Consider the following 26763-nt stretch of genomic DNA (forward strand, 5'->3'; position numbering starts at 1 on the left):
GCCGCGCCCGTGGTGAGCGTGTCCGCGGCCGGGCCGACCGTCGTGATGACCGAGTCCAGTCCGTCGCGGGCGATCGTGATGCCGGCGAGCATGCCCGTCGCGTACGCGATCCGGCACAGGCACAGGGCCAGGAGCCGGCCGGGCGTGTCCCGCGGGCCGATCGGCCCGCCGCCGCGCCCCGTCATGGCCTGTGACCTACTCATCGGACCGTTCCCTTGCGTTCCGGGCGCGGCGCATGTCGTCGCGTTCTACCTGGGCGGCGATCATGCGGATCATCGGGATCGGCCGGCCGGTGTCCATGTGGATCTGCTCGATCGTGCGTCCCTCGCGGATCATGCGCGCGATCCTGAACGGAATCGTCAACTTCGCCATCACGCACACGCCTCCTTCCTGATCGCGGGCAGCTCGCCCGTGGTGGTATCACCCGTCTTGAAACCGAGCACGAAATCCGCGGACAGGCCGTAACGCTGCTTGAGAAACTTCAGATCATTGCGGTTCCAGCCAACTTCACCGTTGACTTTTTTGCAGACAGACGCAGCGGACTGTCCCATTTCGGAAGCAAGCCGTCGGTAGGTAATACCTCTTATGGTTAACCACTCTTTCATCGAACTGTCCTTGAAAATGCCCGTTTGTTGAATCACGTTCAACACTATATTGTTGAATTTGCTTCAATGCAAGTTGATTGGTATACTTTATGTTGAATAAATCGAAACAAAGTTAAAGGGGATATGAAATGACGGCGACTAGCATTGCTCCGAAAACTGATTTGGATGCTGGATATATCGAAAAGACGATCTCTTTTAACGTGAAATTACGTTTAGCTGCAAAAAATATGAACCAAACAGATCTGGCTAATTATCTAGGCGTTACACGCTCTACGATTTCGGTCAGATTGAGCGGAAAAAGCGCTTGGTCCGTTCCGGATCTAGTGAATACGTCTAATTTTCTGGAGACTACGCCCGCTGATTTAATGGATGATTCGTTGATGATTCAGATGCACAGAAACGAAAAAACCGCGGCGGGCAATTCCCGTCCACGGTTCCTCGTCGGGGCAGGCCCCGAGTTTTCGTGCCCCGGATGCGATTCGAACGCACGACACCCGCTTTAGGAGAGCGGTGCTCTATCCCCTGAGCTACCGAGGCAAGGCAACGACGTCCCATAATACACGGTTTGCTCGTGCGGGGGCAACATGTGTGTTCGCAGTGAAGTCGATGGCTTTTCACAGTGGCTTCACCGCGAACCTGCGTATGATGGCCCACGTTCGTCGGTAATGGATGAGTCCGGATGAATACATGCGTATGGCAGGGGAGTGATCGGCTGTGGGCAGGGAACATGGGATCAGGCGCGCGCTGTGCCGCGCAACGGCATTCGCATTGGCGCTGGCGGCGATTGCCGGCACCGTCTGCCGTCTGCTGCCCAGCGAATGGTGCGCGTTGCCGTATGTACCGGTGATCGTGGCGGCGACGCCGTGGTTCGCTCTTGTCGCCGCCGTTGCCCTGTTGCTGGCTTTGCTGGGGCGAAGCCGATTGGTCGCGTTGCTGATGGTGGTGTGTCTGGCGTTGCAGGTGTTTTGGCAGGTTCCCTTCTTCTCCAACCTCTTCGATTCGGTGAGGCTTGATTTGCGCGGCTCCGGGTCATCGTCGTCGGTGGCCTCTTCCGGATCCGCATCCTCCGGAGGTTCCGTTGGGGTCAGGGTCATGACCTGCAACGTGTATAAAGGCAATGCCGATGCCGATCAGATCGTGTCGTTGGTGAAGTCCGAGAAGGTTCAGGTCCTGGCTCTTCAGGAGACCACCAAGGATTTCGTCGCCCGATTGGAGAAGGCGGGGTTGGGGGAGTACCTGCCCTATTCGCAGACCGCCTATGCAGACGGAGTGTACGGCAACGGACTGTGGTCGTCCGTGCCGTTGGCCGGTCCGACGAAGGACGAGGTCAATTCCAGCGCGTCGCAGATGCCGTCCGGTACGGTGTCCATCAGGGGCGTCGCCAAGCCTCTGCGATTCGTGTCCGTGCATACCACGGCGCCGGTCGCCGGATACTGGTCGTTGTGGAAGCGGAGTCTTGATGAGATTTCGGCGCTGCGATCCAATACGGGAGTCAACTACGTGTTCATGGGGGACTTCAACTCCACCTATGATCATGCTCCGTTCCGCAATATCCTCGGCGATCGGTTCGAGGACGCCGCACGCCAGGAGGGGCGCGGATTCACGTTCTCCTGGCCTGCGAACCGCAGCTGGTCTCCAAGATTGGTTGCCATCGATCACATCGTGATCGATCGGAGTCTGAAATCCGATGGGCTGACCGTGCATCGGATCAGCGGTTCGGATCATGCGGCTCTGATCGATACGCTGTATGTGGAATGACGGTGCGCTTCACTCCAGATTGGACTGGGTGCCGGCCGTCACGCTGGCGCTGGCCTGATCGGCCTGTGCCTTGTCGAGCTGGGCGCGCACATCGTCCAATAGCGTCTGTGCTCGCCTCGCCAATGCCTCGCCAAGCTGCCACTGTCGCATTGAGGAATCGAGATCAAGGCCGCCGGCCTCAAGCGCCTGCACGGCCTTGATCAGCTGATCCCGTGCTTCCTCATAGCTCAGTGCGTTGATCCGGTCCAGCTCCTTCTGGCTGAGCGTCGGAATGCTTGACTTCTGTTCGTTGTTCGTTGCGTTCTGTTCGTTGTTCGTATCGGTCATCGTGATGCTCCTTGACATTCGATGCGGCGACTATGCGCCGCCTATGTGGTTGCCTATATGTTCAAGTATGTTCAATCTGTCGTATGTGAGCGCCTGAGCGCTATGCACTAAACAGTACCGTCGTCAGAGCCGCTGTCGATATTGGCGACGGTGGTGCTGATGCGGCCTCGCCTCAGGGTCACCGTCAATCCGTCTCCGGGCTGCACCTGCGACGAATCGACGACCACATGCCCCTGAACGTTTTGAACGACGGCATAACCTCGATCAAGTGTGGATTGCGGGCTGAGTGCCGTCAGCGAAGCGTGCAGTTTCTCCACGGTGAGCGAAGCGTCATCCACAATGCGGCGCATGCCGATGTCCAATCGTCCGCGAGCGTCGTCCACGAACCGTTGCGGTCGGTCGAGCATGGTGAGCGGCTGAGTGAGGCTGGGGCGATTCGCATAGCCTTCCACCAGACGACGCTCGCCGTCAATGTGGAATCGTATGCGATCCCGTATGCGGCGCCGTGCCTCATCGACGATCGCCATCTGCTCGTTGACATCCGGTACCACGCGTTTGGCGGCATCGGTGGGAGTGGAGGCACGGAGATCGGCAGCGAGGTCGATCAGCGTCCAGTCGTCCTCATGGCCGATCGACGAGACGATCGGCGTGACGCATGCCGCTGTGGCTCGCACCACGGATTCGTCCGAGAATCCCATCAGATCCTCGAAGCTGCCTCCGCCGCGCGCCACGATGATCACATCCACGGTGGGGTCTTCGTCCAGTCGGCGAATCGCGGCCACGATGTCGGGAGGGCAGTTCGGACCCTGCACATGCGCATGCACCACCGTGAACTCGATGGTGGGCCAGCGCAGACGCGCATTGGTGATCACATCGCCTTCGGCCCGTGCGTGCGGAGCGCAGATCAGACCGATCCGATGGGGGAACTCGGGGATCGGCACCTTGTTCTCGGCGTCGAACAGGCCTTCGCCCTTGAGCCGTCGTCGCAGTTCCTCGATCTGAGCCATCAGATCGCCCTTGCCGACGCGACGGATGTCGTCGCCCATGAAGCTCAGCCGGGTCTGCTTCATCCATACGTCCGGACGTCCGTGCAGAACCACGCGATCGCCCTGGCGGAATTCCCGTGCCATCTGGGCGAACCGGCCGAACCCGGTGACGCTCAGCGAGATGTCCTCGATATTGTCTCGTACGGTGAGGTAGGCGGAACCGGATCGGCGGGTGTTGATCTCCGAGATCTGACCCTCGATCCAGGTGCCGGGCCATTTGGCTACGGCGTCATGGTATTTGCGGCTCAGCAGGCTTATCGGCCATGGGTTGTCGGCGGAGGTGTCCCGTGCCAGCCGGGGGAGCGGTTTGGCCGGCTCCGGCCCCTGCTGGGGAACGTTCGGGAAAAGCGTATCGGTCATGTGCTCAACTTTCCGTCATCTTCGGGACATCGCCCGTGTCGGTTCCATTGACTTCCATTGTCTGCGCCGAAGAACAAAACAGGGAGATATCTACCGGTTTTTCGTGTCGCCGTACCTGTTTCGTGTCGTCGCATGGCATTGCTCCGGTATCGGGCTTCGATGTCGCTTCGGCAACGTGCCCGACGCCGATTCGATGCGGATGCGCGGATGCGCGGATGTGCGGTGCGCCACGGAATCGTAGTGACGCAACTCACATCCGCATCGATCGTCCGAATGTACGGCTATCTTCGTGTCTTCGTGGTCCGGATGGTCATGCCTGCGGCGACACGCCAGCAGAAAATGACATGCATGTCATTTTTCCGCATGATTACGCCAAAAACCACTAGATATACTTCTGGTTTGCAAGAATCGAACTAGATATTGTGGTCGATCTCCTATATTGTTCTATGGGCTAGCTGTTGAGGCCCTGACTTGGAACGGCCTCGTGAAGTCGTTGAAGCAGAAGTTCGTGAAGTTGAAGTCACAGGAGGGTGCTGGATGAGCATGCAGGTTCTCGAGCCGCAGACCGTGAAGAAGGATGCTGCCACCGATGCCGTACTTGTCGAGAAGCGCGACGGTCGAGTCGTGGATTTCGATCCCGTCAACATCATCAACGCCGTGGAGGCCGCCTATTCCGATCTCGACAAGAAGGTCGGTCCCGAAGAGGAGCAGACCATCCGCGACATCGCCAACCGTGTGGAGGGCGAGATCAAGGACCGCTACACCGGTCCGGCCAAGATCGGGGAGATCCAGAACCTCGTCGAGCATGCCCTGATCGACGAGCACCTGTACGAGGTGGCTCGTACCTACACCAACTACCGCCTGAACAAGGACATCGAACGCGCCAAGGCCACCGACATCAACGAGGCGGTCAAGCGACTGATGAACAAGGACGAGGCGTTGGTGCGCGAAAACGCCAACAAGGATTCGAACGTCTACGCCACCCAGCGCGATCTGCTCGCCGGCGCGGTCTCCAAGGCCTCGGCGTTCTCCATGCTGCCCGAAGTGGTCTCCAACGCCCACATGAAGGGCGACATCCACTTCCATGACGCCGACTATTCGCCGTTCACCGCTATGAGCAACTGCTCCCTGCCGGACTTCGGCGACATGCTGGCGCACGGCTTCGCGCTCGGCAATGCGATGATGGATTCCCCGAAGTCCATCGGCACCGCGGCCACCCAGATCACCCAGATCATCAAGGACATCGCCGGATGCCAGTACGGCGGCCAGACCGTCAACCGTTGCGACGAGATGCTTGAACCGTACGCCAGGCGCGACTATGCGAAGAACCTCGCCATGGCCGAAGCCATGATCCCCGACAGCACTCCGATCGCCGTGGCCGAGGCCATGATCGCCGGCCTCAAGGCTCAGGAGCCCAAGTGGCTGCACTTCGAGAACCGTGATCCGCTGCCCGCCGACACCGCGTTCGACGAGGATCTGCCCGAGCTGGAACAGCTGCGCGAGATCTACGCCAAGATCATGACCCGCAAGGCCATCTACGACGCCATGCAGACCATGGAGTACCAGATCAACTCCAACCGCGTCTCCAACGGACAGACCCCGTTCGTCACCGTCGGTTTCGGTCTCGGCACCAGCTGGTTCGCCCGCGAGATCCAGCGCGCGATCCTGCTCAACCGCATCCGCGGCCTCGGCAAGGATCGTCACACCGCCATCTTCCCGAAGCTGGTCTTCACCATCAAGAAGGGCGTGAACGCCCAGCCGTCCGATCCCAACTACGACATCAAGCAGCTGGCGCTCGAATCGGCCACCAAGCGCATGTACCCCGACGTGGTGTTCTACGAGAACATCGTGAAGATCACCGGCTCCTTCAAGGCTCCGATGGGATGCCGTTCCTTCCTGCAGGGCTGGAAGGACCCGAAGACCGGCAAGGACGTGACCGACGGTCGCATGAACCTCGGCGTGGTCTCCGTGAACGTGCCGCGCATCGCGCTGGAATCCCACGGCGACGTGAATCGTTTCTGGAAGCTGTTCAACCAGCGTATGGAAGTGGCCCATCAGGCACTACAGTTCCGCATCATGCGGTGCAAGCAGGCCACCCCGGTCAACGCCCCCACGCTGTACCGCTATGGTGCGTTCGGCCGCCTGAAGGCCACCGACAGCGTCGACACCCTGTACAAGAACGGACGCGCCACCGTTTCGCTCGGCTACATCGGTCTGTACGAAACCACGGCGGTGTTCTTCGGCAAGGACTGGATGACCGATCACAGCTGGGACGAGAACGGCAAGAAGTTCGCCCTTTCGATCGTGCAGCGCATGAACGACCTGTGCAAGCAGTGGAGCGCCGCCGAGGGATACCACTACTCCGTGTACTCCACGCCGGCCGAATCGCTCACCGACCGTTTCAACCGGATGGATCGCGAGAAGTTCGGCGTGGTCGAAGGCGTGACCGATCACGACTTCTACACCAACTCCTTCCACTACCCGGTGTGGCTTCAGCCCACCCCGATGGAGAAGCTGGCCTACGAGAAGGACTTCCCGTACCTTGCCTCCGGCGGGTTCATCAACTACTGCGAGTACCCCTGCCTGCAGGACAATCCGAAGGCTTTGGAGGCCGTGTGGGACTATGCCTACAACATCGGCATCGGCTACCTCGGCACCAACACGCCGATCGACCATTGCTTCGAATGCGGGTACCAGGGCGACTTCGAGCCGACCGACGAAGGCTTCCGCTGCCCCGAGTGCGGCAACGCCGACCCTGACAAGTGCAATGTGACCAAGCGCACCTGCGGATATCTGGGTAACCCGGTGCAGCGCCCGATGGTGCACGGCCGTCACGAGGAGATCGTGCATCGCGTCAAGCACATGTCCGGCGAAACCGGCCGCGTCACGCTGGACAACGGTTCCGTGCGCGAATGGTTCGAAGAGACCAAGTGATCGCCGGTCCGGTTCGATATCCGGTTCGGTGATCGGCCTGATGATCCGTATCTGATGATCCGGTCGATCATCGAACCGGTATCCGTACCTATCGCCTCTCCTGCCCGGGAGAGGCGTTTTCGTTGATCATTCGGCGTTGATCATTCGATGAGGGGAGGAGACGGTATGTCCGAAACCGAAGGCTGGAGGAAGGTCCGGCACCACGATTACGCGGCCGGAGAGACCGGACGAGGCCCGTGCGTACCCAGCGAATTCGCCAACGATCCGCGGGCCGGCCAATGGGACGGCCGCCGTATGAGCGCCGGAATGATAGCCGACTACAAACGGTTCGTCGTCACGGACGGCGAAGGCATCCGCTGCTCGATCTACGTTTCCGGATGCCCGTTCCGGTGCGACGACTGCTTCAACTCGTCCATCTGGGATTTCCAGGCCGGCTTCGAATACAGCCGCGAACTGGAGGACCACATCATCGACGATCTTTCCCAGCCGTGGGTGCAGGGCATCACGTTCCTTGGCGGCGAGCCCCTGTTGAACACGCCCGTCCTGATCCCGCTGGCTCGTCGGATCCGAAACGAATTCGGCCATGACAAGGACATCTGGAGCTGGACCGGATACACCTGGGAAGAGCTCATGCGGCCGGGGGAGACCCCCGACAAGCTCGAACTGCTGAGCATGATCGACGTGCTGGTGGACGGACGATACATCAAGAGCCGCAGGGATTCCCTCCTGCAGTTCCGAGGCTCCTCGAACCAGCGTATTTTGGACGTACCGAAATCCCTGGAGGTTCGGGAGCCCGTGCTGTGGGCCAAGCTGCACGATCAGGAGCGATTCATTCCCGAAATCTACGGCAAGGACCGCGCCGAAGGCGAGGGAAGGGAAAGCTGACATCCAACCAGTCGTCGACCAACCGCCGCTCAACCGTTTTTCAACTAAAAACCAACAAATGTTGAGCGTCGGTACGCCAAGCGCCGAAATGTGCGATACACCACGATATCGCAGGCTGATTACGGTGGGGGTTCGACTACGATTCGAAGAGGATAAGCGTGATGGGTGCTGAGTGGTCGAGGCCTAGGTGCTAGGGTTGCACGCCGTGAATGTGAAGGATGAGGTATGCCGGAATTGAACGCGAACGACTGCATCAGAATCGGTCTGGATATCGGATCGACGACGGTGAAGGCCGTCGTGCTGGATCGTGAAAGCGGGCGGGGGACCGCTGATATCGAGAATTCCGACGAACGAGCGGAAACGTCTGCATTGGCCGCGCCCGGCCAGCGGATTCTGTTCTCCGACTATCGACGCCACCATGCGAACGTGCGTGCCACGGTGTCCGGTCTGGTGATCGACATCAGGAAGAAGCTCGAGGAATACGGCAGGGGCGACGAGCCCGTGCAGCTGGCCATCACCGGGTCGGGCGGCCTGGCGCTGGCCGACAACATGCATGTGCCGTTTGTGCAGGAGGTCATCGCCGAAACGGTGGCCATCGACAGGAAGTATCCTCAGGCCGACGTGATCATCGAGCTTGGTGGTGAGGACGCGAAGATCACGTATCTCAAGCCGACGCCGGAGCAGCGCATGAACGGCTCCTGCGCCGGCGGCACCGGTGCGTTCATCGATCAGATGGCCACGCTGCTCGACACCGATGCCTCCGGCCTCAACGACATGGCCAAGGAATACCAGACGCTGTATCCCATCGCGTCCCGGTGCGGTGTGTTCGCCAAATCCGATCTTCAGCCGCTGATCAACGACGGTGCGGCCAAACCCGATCTGGCCGCATCCATCTTCACCGCAGTGGCCACGCAGACCATCGCCGGTCTGTCGTCCGGACGGCCCATCCGAGGCAATGTGATCTTCCTCGGCGGTCCGCTGTTCTTCCTCTCCGAACTGCGGGAGGCGTTCCGTCGGGCACTCAAGGACAGGGTCAGGGAGTTCATCCTTCCCGAAGAGGCCCACCTGTATGTGGCCTACGGGGCCGCGCTGCTCGCCGCGGACAGCTCCAACGCCGACAGCGAGGAGGATGCGAAACGCTATGTTCCTCGCACCTGCGGTCAGATCATCCAATCGCTGGACGAACTGAAGAACCTGCCCAGCAACACGCCCACCATGCCTCCGCTGTTCGACACCGAGGCCGATCGCGAGGCGTTCAACGAACGCCATCACCGCGAGCACATCCACATCGGCAACCTCGAAGGGGCGAAGGGCCCCCACTTCCTAGGCATCGACGCGGGTTCCACGACCATCAAGGCCACACTGGTGAACGATGATCGCGAGATCGTATGGTCGAGCTATGCGAACAACGAAGGCAGCCCGCTGACGGCAGCCGTCAGCATCGTCAAGCAGATTCAGAACGAACTGCCGGAAGGCGCCTGGATCGCACGATCCTGCGCCACCGGCTACGGCGAGGGCCTGATCACCACCGGTCTGCATCTCGATGAGGGCGTGGTGGAGACCATGGCCCATTACCGTGGTGCCGAAATGGTGAGTCCCGGCGTGACCGCCGTTATCGACATCGGCGGACAGGACATGAAGTATCTGGCCATCACCGACGGCGTGATCGATTCGATCGCCGTCAACGAGGCATGCTCCTCCGGATGCGGTTCGTTCCTGCAGACGTTCGCCCAGTCCATGGGACTGAGCATCCAGGAATTCACGCAGGCCGCGCTCAACTCCGACCATCCGGTCGATCTGGGTTCCCGTTGCACGGTGTTCATGAACTCCTCCGTCAAGCAGGCGCAGAAGGAAGGCGCCTCGATGGAGAACATCGCGGCCGGCCTGTGCTACTCCGTCGTGCGCAACGCCCTGTACAAGGTGATCAAGCTGCGCGATGCCGGAGAGCTCGGCGACACCGTGGTGGTGCAGGGTGGAACCTTCCTCAATGACGCCGTGCTGAGAGCCTTCGAACTGCTCACCGGGCGAGAGGTCACCCGACCGAACATCGCCGGCCTCATGGGCGCGTTCGGCGCCGCACTCACCGCGCGCATGCACTACGTCGACGCGGCCGACGACGGATCCCCGGAGCACGCGGGCGCCGTCGAACACACCACGTCTTCGATCCTTTCCGGCGACGAACTCGACAACCTCTCGATGACCACCGAGCGTGACGTGTGCAAGCTGTGCCAGAACCACTGCAAGCTCACCATCACCACGTTCGCCGACGGTTCGCGATACGTGACCGGAAACCGATGCGAACGCGGCGGCGACCGCAGCAAGAAGCGATCCGATCGTCCGAACCTCTACGAATACAAGTACAAGCGTTGCTTCTCCTATCGCCGTCTCACCGACAAGAAGGCCACCCGCGGGGAGATCGGCATTCCGCGCGTGCTCAACATGTACGAGAACTACCCGTTCTGGTTCACGCTGCTCACCTCCCTCGGCTTCAAGGTGATGATCTCCGGACGCAGCTCCCACGAACTGTTCGAGACGGGCATCGACTCGATCGCATCGGAGAATATCTGCTATCCGGCCAAGCTCGTGCACGGCCACGTCAAGTGGCTGCTCAACAAGGGCATCAAGACGATCTTCTACCCGTGCGTGAGCTATGAGGAGAACCTCGTCGAGAACACCGACAACCATTACAACTGCCCGGTGGTGGCCAACTATCCGGTGGTGATCGGTGCGAACATGCCCGAACTGAGGGATCCCTCGATCCGATACATGCGCCCGTACTTCAACCTCGCCCGGCATGATCTCATGGTCGATCGCATCGTCGAGGAGTTCGCATGGGCCAACGTGACCCGCGAGGAGGCCGAGATCGCGGTCAAGGCCGCGTATGCCGAAGACAAGGTGTTCAAGCACGACGTGCAGCAGGAGGGTCTGCGCGCGCTCGCGTACATGAAGGAGCACGACTGCCGGGGCATCGTGCTGGCAGGACGCCCCTACCACATCGATCCGGAGATCAACCACGGCATTCCCGAAACCATCTGCGCTCTGGGCATGGTCGTGCTGTCCGAGGATTCGATATGCGAACTGCAACCCGGCGAGGATCTGCACTTGACCGAGTTCCTTTCCGCGGACGAGAAGAATCCGAAGGCCAAGGACTCCTCCGGATTCCGTCATGTCGGAGACCGCAAGGTGACCCGCATGCCGCTGCGTGTGACCAACCAGTGGGCGTACCACTCCCGTCTGTACGCGGCCGCGCATTTCGTCGCCTCGTACCCGGGTCTGGAACTCGTGCAGCTCAACTCCTTCGGCTGCGGTCTCGACGCCATCACCACCGATCAGGTGGCCGAGATCCTTGCCGACAAGGCCGACGTGTACACGCTGCTCAAGATCGACGAGGTCTCCAACCTCGGTGCAGCCAAGATCCGTCTGCGCTCGCTCAAGGCGGCCGTGGAGGAGCGCGAGGCCAACAAGCTGCGCGAGGAGAAGGCCCGTCGTGCCGCCGCCGAAGCCCGCGTGGCCGAAGCTCAGGCCAAGGTGGATGCGGCCATGCGTCAGCTGAAGGATGCACAGGCCCAACTTGGCGTCGCACGATCGGGTTCCGTGACAGCGACGGGTCCTGTGAACGCGGACGATCTGCCCGTCAATCTGCGGGCCGGATTCGTGAAGAACCCCTACACGATCGATCTTGATGCCCAGACCGCCGGGGCCAACACCATCGGTGCCAGAACCGCCGGTGCCCGGCCTTCGACGTCGGGCTTCCGCAAGACCGGCTCCGCGGCGCCCACTCCCGGCCGGCAGGTGCTGCTCGACTCGGTGATGGAAGGCAATCCGAAGCTCAAGGCCGCCGCGAAAGGCGGAAACCGGGTCAAGGACGGCAACGGCAGGAGCGGACACAACACGGCCACGATGTCGAAGTACGCGAACAAGATCCCCTTCGGCAAGTCGATGAAGAAGGATTACACGATCGTGGCCCCGCAGATGAGCCCGATCCACATGTCGCTCATCGAATCGGTGATCCGTTCCGGCGGCTACAAGTTCGACATCCTCAAGGTGGCCAGCCGCGAGGACGTCGAGATCGGCCTCAAATACGTGAACAACGACGCCTGCTATCCGGCCATCATGGTGATCGGGCAGCTGGTGAACGCCATCATCGAAGGCAAGTACGATCCCGACAAGGTGGCTCTGGCCATCACCCAGACCGGCGGCATGTGCCGTGCCACCAACTATTTCGGTCTGATCCGCAAGGCTTTGGTGGACGCCGGTTACCCGCAGATCCCCGTGATCGCGCTGAGTACGCAGGGCTTGGAATCCAACCCCGGATTCACGCCGACCCCCGCGTTGCTGCACCGTGCGGTCAAGGCACTGATCATCGGTGACCTGCTGCTCAAGTGCCTGATGCGCGTGCGACCGTACGAGCAGACGCCGGGATCCGCGAATGAGCTGTACGAAATGTGGGACACGATCGTCCGGGAGGCCATCGAGCATCATGGATACTCCAAGACGGCCAGAAAGCGCATCGGCAAAGGCTATCTGCCGTACCCCGTGATGCTCAGGCGGATCGTGAGAAGCTTCGACGCGCTGCCGCTGCGCGACGTGCCGCGCAAGCCGCGCGTGGGCGTAGTCGGTGAGATCCTCGTCAAGTATCAGCCCGATGCCAACAACCATGTGGTCGATGTGATCGAATCCCAGGGTTGCGAGGCCGTGGTGCCCGGCATCATGGAGTTCATGACGACCCGGCCGTACATCACCGATTGGAACGAACGCAATCTCGGCACCGGCGGCAACAAGGCCCTGTACGCCGTGATGCGCTGGGGACTCGACCGCTATCTGAACCCGGTACGGCGGGCCATCGATCTGGCTCACGGCAAGTTCCAGCAGGATCTGCCGATGCCCGAACTCGTGAAGAAGGCCGCCGAGGTCACTTCCGTGGGCGTTCAGGCCGGCGAAGGATGGCTGCTGACCGCCGAGATCCTGGAGCTCATCGAATCCGGCGCCCCGAACGTGGTGTGCGCCCAGCCGTTCGCCTGCCTGCCGAACCATGTGACCGGTCGAGGCATGTTCGGTGAGATCCGCCGTCAGCATCCCGAGGCGAACATCGTCTCCATCGACTACGATCCCGGCGCCTCCGAGGCGAATCAGCTCAACCGCATCAAACTCATGATCTCGGCGGCCAAGCAGGCCGAGGCCAAGAAGCGGGCCAGCGAGGCGGCCAGCGACGTGCGCAATCAGGCGAACGGACAGGTCGGCGGCGAGGGGAGTCAGTCCCCGAATCTTTCCGAGGCCGCGTAGTCCGCGTATAGTCTGAAGGAGCTTGGGATGTTCATAAAATCGGAGTGGGACGCTAGTACTACGTAGCTGACTTTCATACGTAAACCGAAGTTCACTCGGTGTTCATTTTTCGCATGCCGCGGGGTTGAATCGTTGCCGGACAATGGGTATACAAACATCCCGCGGGCCGCAGACGACACCGGGCAACGGACGCTTCGGCAGAAGCGGCGAGGCGGGAACGAACAACGGGAGATGCGATGGTTCAGGCGTTGCGGACGAAACGAACGGTGCGTGGTGCGGTAAGAACGGTGAGATCCCGGGCGGTTGCGGCGCTGGCAGTGGTGCTGGCCATGGCCATGGCGCTCGCGGGCTGTGCAGGAGGCGAATCCCAGTCCACGCAAACAGCATCCGGTGGAACCGACACCTCCAACTACGATCCGACGTCGTCGGCCAAGCCTGCCGTCACCAACAACGGCAAGACCGAACAGTACAAGCCGGCCGAGGGGTCGGCCACCGCCACGCTGAAGATCGCCTCCGGTTCGGAGAACAAGGAGGTATCGGCCGCCATTCAGAAGGCCGTCGATGATTCCAAGGTTGCCGTGACCATCGACTACATGGGCTCGCTCGACATCATGAAGGTGCTGCAGGCGGGTGGTCGCAGCTACGATGCCGTATGGCCGGCGTCGTCGATGTGGATCAGCATGGGAGATGCGAAGCACGTCGTCAAGGACGCGAACAGCACATCCACCACCCCGGTGGTGTTCGGCATCGCCAAATCCAAGGCCGTGAAGCTCGGCTGGGCCGATGATTCCGGCAAGACCAAATCCGTGAGCACCAAGGACATCATCGCCGCGGTGAAGTCGAAGAAGCTCGCCTTCTCCATGACCTCGGCCACGCAGTCCAACTCCGGCGCCTCCGCCTATCTGGCGTTCCTCACCGCCATGGCCGGCACCGACCGGGCCATCACCGCGTCCGATCTCAACAACGCCAACGTTCAGGCGAACGTGCAGACCCTCCTGTCCGGCGTGGACCGTTCCAGTGGGTCGAGCGACTGGCTCAAGGACATGGTGGTGGCCAATCCGAACCGCTTCGACGCGATGGTCAACTATGAGTCGCTGGTGATCCAGGCCGACAAGGCGCTCACGGCGAAGGGTAAAGATCCGCTGCTCGCCGTGTATCCCTCGGATGGCATCGCGGTCTCCGATTCCCCTTTGGGCTACGTGGACCGTGGACAGAAGCTCGACGATGCCTACGGCAAATTCAGTGACGCCCTGCATTCCAAGGATTCCAAGCTGCTGTTCGAGCGGGCAGGCCGGAGAACCGGACTCGGCGGCACGCTCACCAATGCGTCGGACGACAAGGTGAAGCAGTCGTTCCGCGGCGAGTGGGGCATCAATACCAGTGCCGAAACGCTCAAGACCATCCCCATGCCCTCGGCCGACGTGATCAGCCGGTCGCTCAACGTGTACCAGACCATGCTGCGCAAGCCGAGCTGGACGGTGTGGGTGGTCGACTACTCCGGATCCATGTACGGGGCCGGCAAGGAAGGCGTGGTCCGTGGACTCAACGCCGCGCTGAACCCCTCTCAGGCCCGGCAGGCGCGCATCGAACCGGGAGCCAAGGACGTGAACATCCTCATCCCGTTCTCCAGCGAAGCGAACGTCGCCGCCAAGACCACCGGTTCGAACACCGCGGAGCTGCTCAGCCAGGGATCGGCCACCGAAACCCTGGGTGGCACCGACATCTACAAAGGCCTTGAACTGGCATTGCAGAACATGCCGTCCGATACCAGTGCGTACACCACAGCCATCGTGCTCATGACCGACGGTCAGTCTCAGACCGGCGAAAAGAACGCGTTCACTCAGCAGTATCGTGCGAACGACAAAGACATACCGATCTTCTCGATCATGTTCGGCGACGCCGATCCTTCCCAGCTCAATGAACTCGCTTCGCTGTCCAACGCGAAGGTGTTCGATGGCCGCAGCGAGGATCTCGCCTCCGTGTTCCGTGAAGTGAAGGGATTCAACTGATGGTGAGTACGCTACTCGCCTTTGTGGCCGGCCTTGCCTTGGCCGGCCTGACGTTCTGGATCAGTGGGGGAGACCTTATCGGCCTTGGGGTCTCCGTCGTGGTGGCCGTGCTCGGATACGTGGGGGTGAGCTATCTGACCGCGCCCGAACGTAAGATCGGTCACCTGCTCGCCTCCGCCATTCCCAACGGCCAGCAGGCGGCCGACACGCTCGATCAGGCCAGATCGTGCGTGGCCGATCTGCAGCGGCTGATCGCCAGAACCCTTGATCCGCAGGTTCGCAAGGAGGCCGACGACATCGTGGTGGCCACCGAGGCGCTGATTCGGTTCGTCGAGGCCAATCCTTCGTCGTATGACACGCTGCGGCATTTCATCAACGTGTATGGCGGTCAGAGTCTGAAGCTGTTGCGCGGCTATGTGGACGTCGAACACGCCGGTGCGGCCGATCAGACCATGCGGGCCAAGGGGGAGACCATCGAGGCACTGCAGGTGTTGGAGAAAACCGCGGCCGGCGAGCTTTCCCACGCCGTGGAGGCCAAGCGACTCGCTCTTTCCGCCGATTCCGACGCCATCGTCCGTCTGGCGAGCATGGACGGCTATTCCGCTGACGAACCGGGTCCGAGCTCTTCGGCCTCAGGCTCTCAGGTTTCTGGCTCTTCGGGTCCTTCCGTCCGATTAAGGCATGCCGATCGGCTGACGACCGATTATCGGTCGACCGGCCACGGGCCGAACGGACACGAGTCGAACGGACATGGGTCGGGCGGTTATCGGTCGGTCGGTTACGAATCGCCGGATTATGGGTCGTATGGGGTTCGTGAAGAGGGAAAGGACGGGAACCAAGCATGAACATATCGAAGTCGAAGGTCGTCGGTCTGGCCGCATTGCTTGCCGTGGTGCTGATCATCGGCGGCACGGTCGTGTTCCGTAACTGGCAGACGCAGAACGCCCCCACGCCGGTCGAAACGCAAAGCGTGACCGGATATCTGGGCGGCGAGAAGATCAGTCTGTTCGAAGACGGCGAGTTCACCAAGCTCGCCGCATCGCATGGCATGAACGTCGATTATCGCAAGGCGGGGTCGCTGTCGATGATGGAGGCCGATCGCAAGGACATGGACTACCTCTTCCCGTCATCCAAGGCGGCCGTCGAATACGGCAAGGCCAAGGGCATAGACACGTCCCGTGCGGACATCGTGTTCAACTCGCCGATCGTGCTGTACACCCATCGTCAGGTGGCCGACGGGTTGGTCAAAACGGGGCTGATGAGCAAGGACGGCGACGTGTACCACATGGACATGGCCAAGGCCGTCAACGCGATGAAGGCCAACAAGACATGGGCCGATGTGGGTTGGTCGGCAGGATACGGACAGTTCCGGATCGATTCCACCGATCCGGTGAAATCGAACTCCGGCAACGAGTATGCGGCTCTGGTGGCGACGGTGCTCAACGGCGGGCAGCCCGCCACTTCCGCATCGATCGATCGTGATCGTGCGTCGATCAAGGCCATCTTTGACAAGTCGGGGTGGATGGAGACCAGCTCGGAAGACAGTTTCAACCAGTTCCTCACGCTGGGTGTCGGTTCCAAGCCGATGATGGTCGGCTATGAAAGCCAGATCCTCGATCTGGCCGTCAACCAGCCCGATGCGTGGAAGCAGGTGAAGAGCGACATCGTCCTCGTGTATCCCACGCCGACCGTATGGTCCACGCATATGCTGATTCCGTTGGACGCCAAGGGTGAGAAGCTGCTTGACCTGCTCAAAAGTCAGGACGTGCAGAAGTTCGCGTGGGAGCATCATGGTTTCCGATCCGCGAACTACGTGGGTACCGATCCGATCAAACGATTCGGTGTCTCCGGCACGGTGGACCAGATTCCGGCGGTGAGCGAGCTGCCCAACAACGATGCGATGCAGAAGCTGCTCAACGTGCTGTCCGGTAAATAAACGGTGATTCCGGCATGCTCGGCGGTACTGCAACGGCCGCCGGTGGGATGATCCGGCAATGACAGGAAAGGAACGACAATGAAGGAAATCAGCCTGAGTGATCTGGCCGGATCGAAGACGTCCGCCGATCTGGCGACAGGGGGAACGACGAATTCGATGATTGAGGAGGCGGCGCAGGATTCCTCGCCGGCAGCGCAGCTGGCCAAGCTGCCCGAGGCCGATCGTGCCCGAGTGGAGCAGATGGCGAACTCGCTTGATCTGACCCGGGACGGCATCGAATCCAGCTACGGCAAGGATGTGCAGCGCGCCACCTCCACGTTCGCCGACGATATTCTCTCCCGTACCCGTTCGAAGGACGTGGGCGAGGCAGGAGAGTTGCTGCAGGGGTTGCTCGTCACGGTGGATGAGGCCGAGCTGGGTGCGGTCAAGCGCATTCCGATCATCGGTACCGTGGCGGTGAACATCAACAAGCTGCGTCGCCGGTACGAGAAGGTTTCCACGCAGATCGACGACATCATCGGGAAGCTGGAGCGCTCCCAGACTCAGCTGGTTTCCGATATCTCCCTGTTCAACACGATGTACGACCGTAACGCCGAACAGTATCGTGAGCTGAAGATCACGGTGCTTGCCGGCAAGAAGGCATTGGATGATTTCAACGCCAACCAGCTGCCGAAGCTGGAGGCCGAGGCCCAGGCCAGTGGCGATCCGATGCAGGCGCAGGTGCTCAGCGACTTCAAGAGCAAGCTGGAGCGTTTCGCCAAGAGGCTTGATGATCTCGACAGGGTCAGCGTGATCTGCCTGCAGACCGCCCCGCAGATCAAGATCATTCAGAATGCCGATCAGATGGTGTGCGACAAGATCGACACGACGATCTCCACCACGATCCCGGTGTGGAAGAGTCAGATGGTGATCGCGCTTGGTCTGGAGAACCAGCGTCAGGCGCTTGACCTGCAGAAGAAGACCGATGATGTGACGAACAAGCTGCTGGAACGCAACGCCCGTGCGCTGCATCAGGGCGCCGTGGATGCGGAGAAGGCGAACCAGCGTTCGGTGGTGGACATCGAGACGTTGGAGAAGGTGAATGCCGAGCTGATCTCCACGTTGAAGGAGACCGTGCAGATCCAGCAGGAAGGCAAGGCGAACCGTGCTGCCGCCGAAACGAAGATGCGCCAGCTGGAAAGCGATCTGAAGACCGCTCTGATCGAGAACGCCCAGAGTCTCGGGCGGTAATGTTCCCGGGCTTTGCTCGCCCTCATCAGTCGGCTGACGCCGCCAGCTTCCCCCAAAGGGGGAAGCCTGGAAAACACCGTTTTCTCTTGCCGTCCTTTTGAGGCTGAGCCGTGAAGAAAATGCCGGAGGCGTTTTTAGGCGAGGGCTCGCTGACAGGCGAGCGGAAAAGCCGCGGCCGTAGGCCGTCCACTCTTGCGGAGAAGGTGGTCGGCGAAGTGGTTTTTTCTCTTACCTTCCCCTTGAGGGGAAGGTGGTCGGCGAAGCCGACCGGATGAGGTGAAAAAGAAGGTGGCGTGTGTCCTTCCAAATGATCGGAATGACACACGCCACCTTGCTTATCTAGATGACAGCTGCAAGATCCAGCCGTTTCCCTGAAGCGAAATAACGCAGCGGATACTCCGTTACTCCGTGCTGCTGAGGTGAGATAATGCGTGCGGTTTCAAGGCGTGGGAGGTGAAGGCGTACGAGGGTACGTCGATCCTCTCGCAACGCAGAAAACACTCCATTATCTCACCTCAGCGCCTTGGCGCCGATGTCGTGGCGATAAAACAGTCCCGTCGTATCCACCGAGTCGATGATCTCGTACACCTTGTCCTGCGCGGCCTGCAGGGTGTCGGCGGTGGTTTCGACGAGCATGACGCGACCGGAGTTGGCGATCAGCTGGTCGCCAAGCTCGCCGGTGGTGGTGACGCCGGCATAGTAGATGTGGGTGTCGGGGTCATCGATGGGGAAGTGGGGGACCTTGGCGCCTTTGATCACATGGGTGGGGTAGCCATCGGATGCCAGAACGACGCCGAGGGTGGCGCGGTTGTCGTCCCAAGTGAATTCGGGGGTGCCGCCATTGAGGAGGGCCCAGATGCCTGCACCGAGATCAGAGGTGAGCTTGGGGAGAACGACTTCGGTTTCGGGGTCGCCGAACCGGGCGTTGAATTCAATGACCTTGGGGCCGTCGGCGGTGGCGATGAGTCCGGCGTACAGGATGCCGTTGAAGGGCGTGCCTTCGTCGACCATGGCTGCGGTGACGGGACGGACGATGTTCTCGATGGCTTCGTCGATGACGGACTGGGCGATCTGCGGAACCGGACTATAGGCGCCCATGCCGCCGGTGTTGGGGCCTTTGTCGTCGTCGTAGGCACGCTTGTGATCCTGGGAGATCGGCATGGTCCAGAATTCTTTGCCGCGAACGAAGCTCATCAGGGAGAATTCCTGACCTTCGAGGAACTCCTCGATGACGACGGATGCGCCGGCCGCGCCGAAACGGTGGTCGAGGAAGATCTCCTCCAGGGCCTTGATGGCCTCCTCTTCGGTCATGGCCACGGTGACGCCCTTGCCGGCGGCGAGACCATCGGCCTTGATCACGATCGGCGCGCCCTGCGCATGCACGTAGTCCCTGGCCTTATCGAAATCGGTGAATGTGGCGTAGGTGGCGGTCGGCACGCCGTGACGCTGCATCAGTTCCTTGGCGAAGGTCTTCGATCCTTCGATCTGTGCGGCTTTCCTGTTCGGTCCGAAGGCGGGGATGTCGGATGCGGCGAAATCGTCGACCAGTCCTTCGATGAGCGGGACTTCGGGGCCGACGAACACCCAATCGATGTCGTTCTGCACGGCGAAGTCGACCAGTGCGGCATGGTTGGATTCACTCAGCTGCACGACGTGGATGCCATCCGATGCCATGCCTGGGTTGCCCGGAGCCACGTAGACATCGTCGACGCTGGAGCCTTTGAGCAGGGTGTGGGCGATGGTGTGTTCTCGCGCGCCCGATCCGACGACCAGAACCTTCTGTCCCATGATGTTCGTTGTTCCTTTCCTTGATGATTCAAGTGCCGTGATGTGGAACCGACGGATCAGAGCACGCCGCCGTGATGCAGCTCGACGCGTTCGCCGTTGTCCTTCACGATCCTGCCGACCATGTAGTACGGTTCGTTTTCGGCTTCCAGCGTGGCCTTGGTCTCGTCGACCTTGCTCGGGTCGACGACCAGCACCATGCCGATGCCCATGTTGAAGATGTTGTAGATCTCGGTGTCATCGATGTTGCCGAGCTGCTGCAGTACGCGGAAGATCGGCGGCACCTGCCATGCGTCGACGTCGAAGGAGGCGGCCAGACCCTCGGGAATGATGCGCGGCACCTTCTCCACGAACGCTCCGCCGGTGATGTGGGCGACGCCGTGCAGCAGGTCCTTCGAGAACAGCGGCTTGAGGGCCTTCGCGTAGATGCGGGTGGGCTTGAGCAGCTCCTCTCCCAGCGTTTCTCCCCCCAGTTCGGGCAGCTTGGTGTCCACGGTGTAGTCATGATCCTTGAACAGGATCTTGCGTACCAGTGAGAATCCGTTGGAGTGCAGGCCGGAGCTCGGCAGTCCGATCAGCACGTCGCCTTCGGCGATGGCCGAACCGTCGATGATGCGGCTCTTTTCCACCACGCCCACGGTGAAACCGGCCAGATCGTATTCGTCGGGATCATACATGTCGGGCATTTCGGCGGTTTCGCCGCCCACGATGGCCGCGCCTGCCTGCACGCATCCGTCGGCCACTCCGGCCACCACCTGCTCCAGCAGGGCGGGATCGTTCTTGCCGCAGGCGATGTAGTCGAGGAAGAACAGGGGTTCGGCGCCTTGGGCGAGAATGTCGTTGACGCACATGGCCACGCAATCCTGACCGATGGTGTTGTGCACGCCGGCCATCTTGGCCACCATCAGCTTGGTGCCGACGCCGTCGGTGCCGGAAACCAGCACGGGCTCGCGGTACCCGAGCGAAGCAAGATCGAACAGTCCGCCGAAACCGCCGATGCCGCCGATGGTTCCGGGGCGGTCGGTGCGGGCCACATGGGACTTGATGCGGTTGACGACTTCGTATCCGGCTTCGACGCTGACTCCGGCGTTTTCGTACGCTTGGGGCATGATGAACCTTTCCTGTCGATGTCTGGGCATCGACTGAGTTTCCTATTTGCTGTAGTGCTGTTGATCGGTATCGATTATAGAGTGTGCTGGCAGGAGTACTCGTTACCTTCGTAGCGACTCTTGTCAAGGGCGAATCGGGGGAGCTTGACGCGATCCTCCGGCGTGAGCGACTTGAGGAAGTCCTGCTCGTAATCGTCGAGCGCGGTGGGATAGTCGCCGTTGAAGTAGGCGACGCACAAGCCGCCGTAGGGGGCGTCCGCGCCGAGACCGATGGATTCGACCAGACCGTCAAGACTCAGATAGGCCAGCGAGTCGGCGCCGATGAACTCGCGGATCTCCTCCACGCTCTTCTTGCCGGCGATGAGTTCCTTGGTGGTGGAGATGTCGATGCCGTAGAAGCACGGGTACTTCAGCGGCGGCGAACTGATGCGCATATGCACCTCGGCCGCGCCGGCCTCCTTGAGCAGCTGCACGATGCGCTTCGAGGTGGTGCCGCGCACGATGGAATCGTCGATCACGGCGACCTTCTTGCCCTTGACCACGCCCCGGACGGCGGAAAGCTTCATGCGCACGCCCTGCTCTCGCAGCTCCTGCGTGGGCTGGATGAACGTGCGGGCCACATACTGGTTCTTGATCAGACCCATTTCGTTGGGCAGTCCGAGCGTTTCGGCGTATCCGGAGGCGGCGGAGAGCGAGGAGTTGGGCACGCCGATCACCATGTCGGCGTCGGCGGGGGCCTCCTGGGCGAGTCTGGCGCCCATGCGCTTGCGGGCGGAATGCACGTTCACGCCGTAGATGTTGGAATCCGGACGTGCGAAGTAGATGAACTCCATCGAACAGATGGCCAGCTGGGTTTTGTCGGTGTAGGTGTCGATCCGGTAGCCGTCGTCGTTCACCACCACGATTTCACCGGGGCGGATGTCGCGCACCAGCTCCGCGCCGACGATGTCGAGCGCGCAGGTCTCCGAGGCGAGCACATAGGCGCCGTTCTTCATGCGGCCGAGGGAGAGCGGTCGGAACCCGTTCGGATCGAGCGCGCCGATCATGGCGTTCTCGGTCATGATCATGTAGGCGAAACCGCCGTGAACGGTGTTGAGCGCCTCCTTGAGCTTGTCCATGAAGGTGGGCTGGTTCGACCGTCGGATCAGGTGCATGAGCACTTCGGTGTCCGAATTGGAGTGGAAGATCGCGCCTTCGTCCTCCAGCTTTCGGCGCAGACTGGTGCAGTTGGTCAGGTTGCCGTTGTGCCCGAGGGCCATGTCGCCGTCGTGGAATCGGAAGATGAACGGCTGGATGTTGTCGGTGGTGCCGCTGCCGGCCGTCGCGTAGCGTACGTGGCCGATGGCCTTGTCTCCCTTGAGACGTTCGATCTCGCGTTCGTCTCCGAACACCTGGGTGAGCAGGCCCAGACCGCGATGCCCGATCAGGTGGCCGTTGTCGTTCGAGACGATGCCGGCTCCCTCCTGACCGCGATGCTGCAATGCGTGCAGGCCGAAATAGGTGAGACGCGCCGCGTCCGGATGGCCCCAGACACCGAAGACGCCGCACTCCTCGTGAATGTCTTCCAGCTCAGCTGACATGCCAGATGACTCCTTAAATACGTGTATCAGGAAAACGGGGATAATACCGCCCTTCAGCGTATCAACGGGATACTACAACGTGTGTTCCCGCCGTTCACCGCATGTTCATCGCCGGTTCGTCACCTGAAAAGACCTTCGGACAAAGTTCCCCCCATTGGTTACGATGGGGCGTATGACTGAAGCATTCTCTCCGAAGAACATCATCGTGACCGGTGGCTGCGGCTTCATCGGCTCCAACTTCGTGCACTATGTGTACAACAATCATCCCGATGTGCACATCACCGTGCTGGACGCCCTCACCTACGCCGGCAACCTTGAGAACATCAAGGCCATTCTCGGCGATCGCGTCGAATTCGTCCACGGCAACATCTGCGATGCCGAGCTGCTCGACAGGCTTGTTCCCGGCCATGACGCCATCGTGCACTACGCCGCCGAATCGCACAACGACAACTCCATCGCCAATCCGGAACCGTTCCTCAAGACCAACGTCGAGGGCACGTTCCGTCTGCTCGAGGCCGCCCGCAAGTACGATGTTCGCTACCACCATGTGAGCACCGACGAGGTCTATGGCGATCTCGCGCTCGATGATCCGGCCAAGTTCACGGAGGAGACCCCCTACCATCCGTCCAGCCCGTACAGCTCCACCAAGGCCAGCTCCGATCTGCTGGTGCGCGCCTGGCATCGTACGTTCGGCGTGCGCATGACCATCTCCAACTGCTCGAACAACTACGGTCCGTACCAGCATGTGGAGAAGTTCATCCCCCGTCAGATCACCAACATCCTCGACGGCCTGCGTCCGAAGCTGTATGGCGACGGCAGGAACGTGCGCGACTGGATCCACACCGAGGATCATTCCTCCGCCGTGTGGACCATCCTCACCAAGGGCCGCATCGGCGAGACCTACCTGATCGGCGCGAACGGCGAGTGCAACAACATCACCGTGCTGCGTGACATCCTCGAGGTGATGGGCAAGGATCGCGACGATTTCGATTGGGTGAAGGATCGTCCGGGTCACGATCGCCGCTACGCCATCGATTCCACCAAGCTGCAGACCGAGCTGGGTTGGAAGCCGACGCATACCGATTTCCAGAAGGGTCTGGAGAAGACCATCGCCTGGTACACCGAGAACCGTGCCTGGTGGGAGCCGGCCAAGGCTGCCACCGAAGCCAAGTACAAGCAGCAGGGACAGTGATTCGTCATGGCATTTGAATTCGAGAAGGAACTGAAGGTCACGAAGACCAACATCCCCGGTCTTCTGGTGTTCGACCTGCCGGTTCACGGCGACAACCGCGGCTGGTTCAAGGAGAACTGGCAGCGCGCCAAGATGACGGCCCTCGGCCTGCCTGACTTCGGCCCGGTGCAGAACAACATCTCCTTCAACGCGAAGAAGGGCGTGACCCGTGGCATTCACGCCGAGCCGTGGGACAAGTACATCTCCATCGCCACCGGCGAGATCTTCGGCGCATGGGTGGATCTGCGTCCCGGCGATACGTTCGGCGAGGTGTTCACCACCCGTCTCGACCCGAGCCGTGCGATCTACGTGCCCCGCGGCGTGGGCAACAGCTTCCAGGCGCTCGAGGACGGCACCGCGTACACGTATCTGGTGAACGCCCACTGGTCGCTCGAACAGAAGAAGACCTACACGTTCGTGAACCTCGCCGACCCGGAGCTCAATATCCAGTGGCCGATTCCGCTGGAGGAATCCGAGCGCAGCGAGGCCGACCTGCATCATCCGATGCTCAAGGACGCCAAGCCGATGGCTCCGAAGAGGACTTTGGTGACCGGATGCAACGGCCAGCTTGGCCACGCGATCCGCGAATACGCCGAAGCGCATGATCTGCAGGGATTCGAATACACCGACATCGATGAGTTCGATTTCTCCGATCCCGCGGCGTACGACAAGTACGATTGGAGCCTGTACGGCACGATCATCAATGCCGGCGCCTTCACGGCCGTCGACAAGGCCGAGACCGCCGAAGGGCGTCCGATCGCGTGGAAGGCCAATGCACAGGGTCCCGCCCTGCTCGCCAAGGTGGCCAAGGAGCACAATCTCACGCTGGTGCACATCAGCTCCGACTACGTGTTCGACGGTGCCGCCGAGGAACATGATGAAACCGAGGCGTTCGCGCCGCTCGGCGTGTACGGTCAGACCAAGGCCGCCGGCGACATCGCCGTGGCGAATGCGCCGCAGCACTACATCCTGCGTTCCAGCTGGGTGATCGGTGAAGGCCATAACTTCGTCAAGACCATGATGGCGCTGTCCGACCGTGTGGCCGATGCCGATGACCCGCTCGATCATGTGACCGTGGTCGACGATCAGTTCGGCCGACTCACGTTCACCAAGGACATGGCCGGTGCCATCTTCGCGCTGCTTGACGGCAAGGCTCCGTACGGCACCTACAACCTCACCGGTTCCGGCGTGGTGAAGAACTGGGCCGAGATCGCCGCCGCCGTGTTCGAGCAGACCAACGGCAACGGCGACAAGGTCAAGCCGATCTCCACCGCCGAGTACTTCGCCAATGCGAAGGAACCGATCAGCCCGCGTCCGGTGCACAGCGCCCTCAACCTCGCCAAGATCGAGGCCGCCGGCTACACGCCCGCCGACTGGGAGGAATCCCTCAAGGCGTACGTGGCCAAGGAACTGGCGAAGTAACGCATTGCAAACGGCTCTTCTCATTCCTGTGGGGGAAGAGCCGCTTGCCATATGATTATATTTTTCTGTACCTCCAGGGCGGTGTCGTTTTCTTGGACTAGAGGTTCCGGGAGGTGGGCCATGTCGAAGTACGCGAGTGAACACCGGCGTTGTGCTGTGGAGTTGTATCTCCGGTATGGGTGTTGCGCTTGCCAATTGAATCCAGTCTCGTATGAAATATGGCAGTGCTGCATGATCTTGTCCTAAGCGCCGGTAGTCACTGTATTATCATGAGTTCGTATTCAAGGAACAACTTCCGTGTCTTTTCGGTATAAAAAAGGAGAGGTACTTTTGCATTTCTCATCGAAGAGAATCAAATCTTTTTTGGTATCCTTGCTGATACTAGTTGTTTTGCCTGCCAGTTATTATGCAACCGCACAAATCTCATACGGGGGGACCTATTCCCCTCTTGACGAACAAACCCACATGGGATACGCGTGGTCGGTCGCTCATGGTCAAATTCCGGCCAGGGGAGATCTTCTTCCTTCGGAGATACTGAATGATTGGTCGTGCTCCGGTCATCAATCGCTCATCGACAAAGCAAACAATTCGATGAAATTACCCGCATGCGATAGTGGTGCAGCAGCCGATAGGTATCCCGGAGCCGGAGAACAGTATAACTTTGAGGCTTCTGTTGTTTTCGTGGGTTAGTTGGTGGGCTCCGGCAGTCGGATGTCGAGGCCGCCGCATCTGAGCATGACGAAGCTGATGAGGTTGTTCACGTGGTGGAAGCCGTAGGCCATGCGGATGGTGACCTTGATGCGGTTGTTGAACGCCTCGAGCCTGGCGTTGGAGTAGCCGAGCTCGATCGTGCGCAGGATGTCGGGCCGGCGTCTCCTGATCTTCCTGGAGAGTTCGACGATCTCGGGGATGCGGCTGTGGGACGCCCAGAATACCCAGTGTTTGAGCTCTCCGCGGGCCTGTTCGATGGGGTGTCTGAGCAGGTTGCGCAGGAGTTCCTTGAGCCGCCATGCGCGGTAGAGCTGTCCCCTGGGATCCGTGTTCCCCAACGCGGTGAGGGATTCGTCCTGCCGTCCGGTGAGATGGTCGGGGTTCTTCAGGACCGCGTACCTGACGCCGCGCATGCGTTTCGTGGTCTCCTCGTCGCCTTCGCGTCTGGCCTGGTTCCAGAGGCGTTTCCTGACCTGGTCGAGCGCGTCGCTCATCCAGGAGACGATGTGGAAGCCGTCGAGCACGCGCTGCGCGTCCGGGCACCATTCGCGC

At 60.8% G+C, this 26763-nt stretch carries 19 protein-coding genes, 1 tRNA gene and 2 pseudogenes; 12 read left to right on the forward strand and 10 right to left on the reverse strand.

The window, feature by feature from the left end:
* The 3 genes from Uis1B_RS10470 to Uis1B_RS10475 form a co-directional block, all read right to left on the reverse strand.
* The coding region (locus tag Uis1B_RS10470; RefSeq protein WP_133124925.1) for a hypothetical protein at window positions 1–203 on the reverse strand (203 nt) is incomplete at its 3' end.
* Entirely contained in the window at window positions 196–372 is a 177-nt protein-coding gene (locus Uis1B_RS12085) for a hypothetical protein (RefSeq protein ID WP_165782863.1), read from the reverse strand. The genes Uis1B_RS12085 and Uis1B_RS10470, both read right to left, overlap by 8 nt.
* A complete protein-coding gene (locus Uis1B_RS10475; RefSeq protein WP_243390350.1) occupies window positions 372–605 on the reverse strand; it encodes an XRE family transcriptional regulator in 234 nt (77 codons plus the stop codon). Before Uis1B_RS10475 ends, Uis1B_RS12085 begins: the two co-directional genes overlap by 1 nt.
* A gap of 128 nt (window positions 606–733) precedes the next feature.
* Here Uis1B_RS10475 and Uis1B_RS12585 point away from each other — a divergent pair, with 128 nt between their 5' ends.
* Window positions 734–1108: a helix-turn-helix domain-containing protein gene (locus tag Uis1B_RS12585; RefSeq protein ID WP_101618133.1), complete on the forward strand. Its 375-nt coding sequence runs from the start codon at window positions 734–736 to the stop codon at window positions 1106–1108.
* On the opposite strand, the gene Uis1B_RS10485 is transcribed toward Uis1B_RS12585, so the two are convergent.
* Window positions 1070–1142 (reverse strand) — tRNA-Arg (locus tag Uis1B_RS10485). The genes Uis1B_RS12585 and Uis1B_RS10485 overlap by 39 nt on opposite strands.
* Window positions 1143–1319: 177 nt before the next feature.
* Here Uis1B_RS10485 and Uis1B_RS10490 point away from each other — a divergent pair.
* Window positions 1320–2363, forward strand: a complete 1044-nt coding sequence (locus tag Uis1B_RS10490; RefSeq protein WP_243390351.1) for an endonuclease/exonuclease/phosphatase family protein — start codon at window positions 1320–1322, stop codon at window positions 2361–2363.
* Window positions 2364–2372: 9 nt separating this feature from the next.
* Here Uis1B_RS10490 and Uis1B_RS10495 read toward each other — a convergent pair whose 3' ends face one another.
* Window positions 2373–2690, reverse strand: coding sequence for an exodeoxyribonuclease VII small subunit (locus tag Uis1B_RS10495; protein ID WP_101618111.1), 318 nt, complete (start codon window positions 2688–2690; stop codon window positions 2373–2375).
* 107 nt (window positions 2691–2797) lie between these two features.
* Entirely contained in the window at window positions 2798–4096 is a 1299-nt protein-coding gene (xseA, locus tag Uis1B_RS10500; RefSeq protein ID WP_101618113.1) for an exodeoxyribonuclease VII large subunit, read from the reverse strand.
* A gap of 543 nt (window positions 4097–4639) precedes the next feature.
* Here xseA and nrdD point away from each other — a divergent pair.
* The 8 genes and pseudogenes from nrdD to Uis1B_RS10535 all read left to right on the forward strand — a co-directional run bounded on the left by nrdD (window position 4640) and on the right by Uis1B_RS10535 (window position 18373).
* Window positions 4640–7030 carry an anaerobic ribonucleoside-triphosphate reductase gene (gene nrdD, locus Uis1B_RS10505; protein ID WP_101618137.1) on the forward strand — a complete coding sequence of 797 codons (2391 nt, stop codon included), beginning with the start codon at window positions 4640–4642 and terminating at the stop codon, window positions 7028–7030.
* A gap of 165 nt (window positions 7031–7195) precedes the next feature.
* Window positions 7196–7915: an anaerobic ribonucleoside-triphosphate reductase activating protein gene (gene nrdG, locus Uis1B_RS10510; RefSeq protein WP_165782864.1), complete on the forward strand. Its 720-nt coding sequence runs from the start codon at window positions 7196–7198 to the stop codon at window positions 7913–7915.
* A 225-nt stretch (window positions 7916–8140) separates the two neighbouring features.
* Window positions 8141–10927, forward strand: a pseudogene (locus Uis1B_RS12590) (acyl-CoA dehydratase activase); the annotation flags it as partial.
* Window positions 10928–11656: 729 nt separating this feature from the next.
* Window positions 11657–13198 (forward strand): annotated as a pseudogene (locus tag Uis1B_RS12595) (activase); the annotation flags it as partial.
* A 236-nt stretch (window positions 13199–13434) separates the two neighbouring features.
* On the forward strand, window positions 13435–15207 hold the full coding sequence (locus Uis1B_RS10520; protein ID WP_243390352.1) for a vWA domain-containing protein: 1773 nt from the start codon (window positions 13435–13437) through the stop codon (window positions 15205–15207).
* On the forward strand, window positions 15207–16052 hold the full coding sequence (locus Uis1B_RS10525; RefSeq protein ID WP_101618119.1) for a 5-bromo-4-chloroindolyl phosphate hydrolysis family protein: 846 nt from the start codon (window positions 15207–15209) through the stop codon (window positions 16050–16052). The genes Uis1B_RS10520 and Uis1B_RS10525 overlap by 1 nt, the downstream gene beginning before the upstream one ends.
* Window positions 16049–17143, forward strand: a complete 1095-nt coding sequence (locus Uis1B_RS10530) for a substrate-binding domain-containing protein (protein ID WP_101618121.1) — start codon at window positions 16049–16051, stop codon at window positions 17141–17143. The genes Uis1B_RS10525 and Uis1B_RS10530 overlap by 4 nt, the downstream gene beginning before the upstream one ends.
* Window positions 17144–17221: 78 nt before the next feature.
* Window positions 17222–18373 (forward strand): toxic anion resistance protein, encoded by a 1152-nt coding sequence (locus Uis1B_RS10535; RefSeq protein ID WP_243390353.1) that lies wholly within the window; start codon window positions 17222–17224, stop codon window positions 18371–18373.
* Window positions 18374–18883: 510 nt separating this feature from the next.
* On the opposite strand, the gene purD is transcribed toward Uis1B_RS10535, so the two are convergent.
* From purD to purF, 3 genes are all read right to left on the reverse strand, one after another.
* Window positions 18884–20161 (reverse strand): phosphoribosylamine--glycine ligase, encoded by a 1278-nt coding sequence (purD, locus tag Uis1B_RS10540; RefSeq protein WP_101618124.1) that lies wholly within the window; start codon window positions 20159–20161, stop codon window positions 18884–18886.
* A gap of 56 nt (window positions 20162–20217) precedes the next feature.
* Window positions 20218–21267, reverse strand: a complete 1050-nt coding sequence (purM, locus tag Uis1B_RS10545; protein WP_101618143.1) for a phosphoribosylformylglycinamidine cyclo-ligase — start codon at window positions 21265–21267, stop codon at window positions 20218–20220.
* Between the two features lie 74 nt (window positions 21268–21341).
* Window positions 21342–22847 (reverse strand): amidophosphoribosyltransferase, encoded by a 1506-nt coding sequence (purF, locus tag Uis1B_RS10550; protein WP_101618126.1) that lies wholly within the window; start codon window positions 22845–22847, stop codon window positions 21342–21344.
* A 172-nt stretch (window positions 22848–23019) separates the two neighbouring features.
* On the opposite strand from purF, the gene rfbB reads away from it, so the two are divergent.
* Together rfbB and Uis1B_RS10560 are read left to right on the forward strand one after the other, a co-directional pair.
* Window positions 23020–24039, forward strand: a complete 1020-nt coding sequence (rfbB, locus tag Uis1B_RS10555; RefSeq protein ID WP_101618127.1) for a dTDP-glucose 4,6-dehydratase — start codon at window positions 23020–23022, stop codon at window positions 24037–24039.
* Window positions 24040–24045: 6 nt separating this feature from the next.
* Complete coding sequence (locus Uis1B_RS10560) at window positions 24046–25500, forward strand: sugar nucleotide-binding protein (protein ID WP_101618131.1); 1455 nt, start codon at window positions 24046–24048, stop codon at window positions 25498–25500.
* Window positions 25501–26186: 686 nt separating this feature from the next.
* Here the strand turns inward: Uis1B_RS10560 and Uis1B_RS10565 are convergent.
* The coding region (locus Uis1B_RS10565; protein WP_165782705.1) for a transposase at window positions 26187–26763 on the reverse strand (577 nt) is incomplete at its 5' end.

Origin of the sequence: Bifidobacterium margollesii, from assembly GCF_002860355.1 — a bacterium.
Classification (GTDB): Bacteria; Actinomycetota; Actinomycetes; order Actinomycetales; family Bifidobacteriaceae; genus Galliscardovia; species Galliscardovia margollesii.

Bases quoted from the DNA above. Each gene is read 5' to 3' on its own strand.
- Uis1B_RS12085 (WP_165782863.1), bottom strand. From the start codon at position 372: ATGGCGAAGTTGACGATTCCGTTCAGGATCGCGCGCATGATCCGCGAG.
- Uis1B_RS10475 (WP_243390350.1), bottom strand. From the start codon at position 605: ATGAAAGAGTGGTTAACCATAAGAGGTATTACCTACCGACGGCTTGCT.
- Uis1B_RS12585 (WP_101618133.1), top strand. From the start codon at position 734: ATGACGGCGACTAGCATTGCTCCGAAAACTGATTTGGATGCTGGATAT.
- Uis1B_RS10495 (WP_101618111.1), bottom strand. From the start codon at position 2,690: ATGACCGATACGAACAACGAACAGAACGCAACGAACAACGAACAGAAG.
- xseA (WP_101618113.1), bottom strand. From the start codon at position 4,096: ATGACCGATACGCTTTTCCCGAACGTTCCCCAGCAGGGGCCGGAGCCG.
- nrdD (WP_101618137.1), top strand. From the start codon at position 4,640: ATGCAGGTTCTCGAGCCGCAGACCGTGAAGAAGGATGCTGCCACCGAT.
- nrdG (WP_165782864.1), top strand. From the start codon at position 7,196: ATGTCCGAAACCGAAGGCTGGAGGAAGGTCCGGCACCACGATTACGCG.
- Uis1B_RS10520 (WP_243390352.1), top strand. From the start codon at position 13,435: ATGGTTCAGGCGTTGCGGACGAAACGAACGGTGCGTGGTGCGGTAAGA.
- Uis1B_RS10525 (WP_101618119.1), top strand. From the start codon at position 15,207: ATGGTGAGTACGCTACTCGCCTTTGTGGCCGGCCTTGCCTTGGCCGGC.
- Uis1B_RS10530 (WP_101618121.1), top strand. From the start codon at position 16,049: ATGAACATATCGAAGTCGAAGGTCGTCGGTCTGGCCGCATTGCTTGCC.
- Uis1B_RS10535 (WP_243390353.1), top strand. From the start codon at position 17,222: ATGAAGGAAATCAGCCTGAGTGATCTGGCCGGATCGAAGACGTCCGCC.
- purD (WP_101618124.1), bottom strand. From the start codon at position 20,161: ATGGGACAGAAGGTTCTGGTCGTCGGATCGGGCGCGCGAGAACACACC.
- purM (WP_101618143.1), bottom strand. From the start codon at position 21,267: ATGCCCCAAGCGTACGAAAACGCCGGAGTCAGCGTCGAAGCCGGATAC.
- purF (WP_101618126.1), bottom strand. From the start codon at position 22,847: ATGTCAGCTGAGCTGGAAGACATTCACGAGGAGTGCGGCGTCTTCGGT.
- rfbB (WP_101618127.1), top strand. From the start codon at position 23,020: ATGACTGAAGCATTCTCTCCGAAGAACATCATCGTGACCGGTGGCTGC.
- Uis1B_RS10560 (WP_101618131.1), top strand. From the start codon at position 24,046: ATGGCATTTGAATTCGAGAAGGAACTGAAGGTCACGAAGACCAACATC.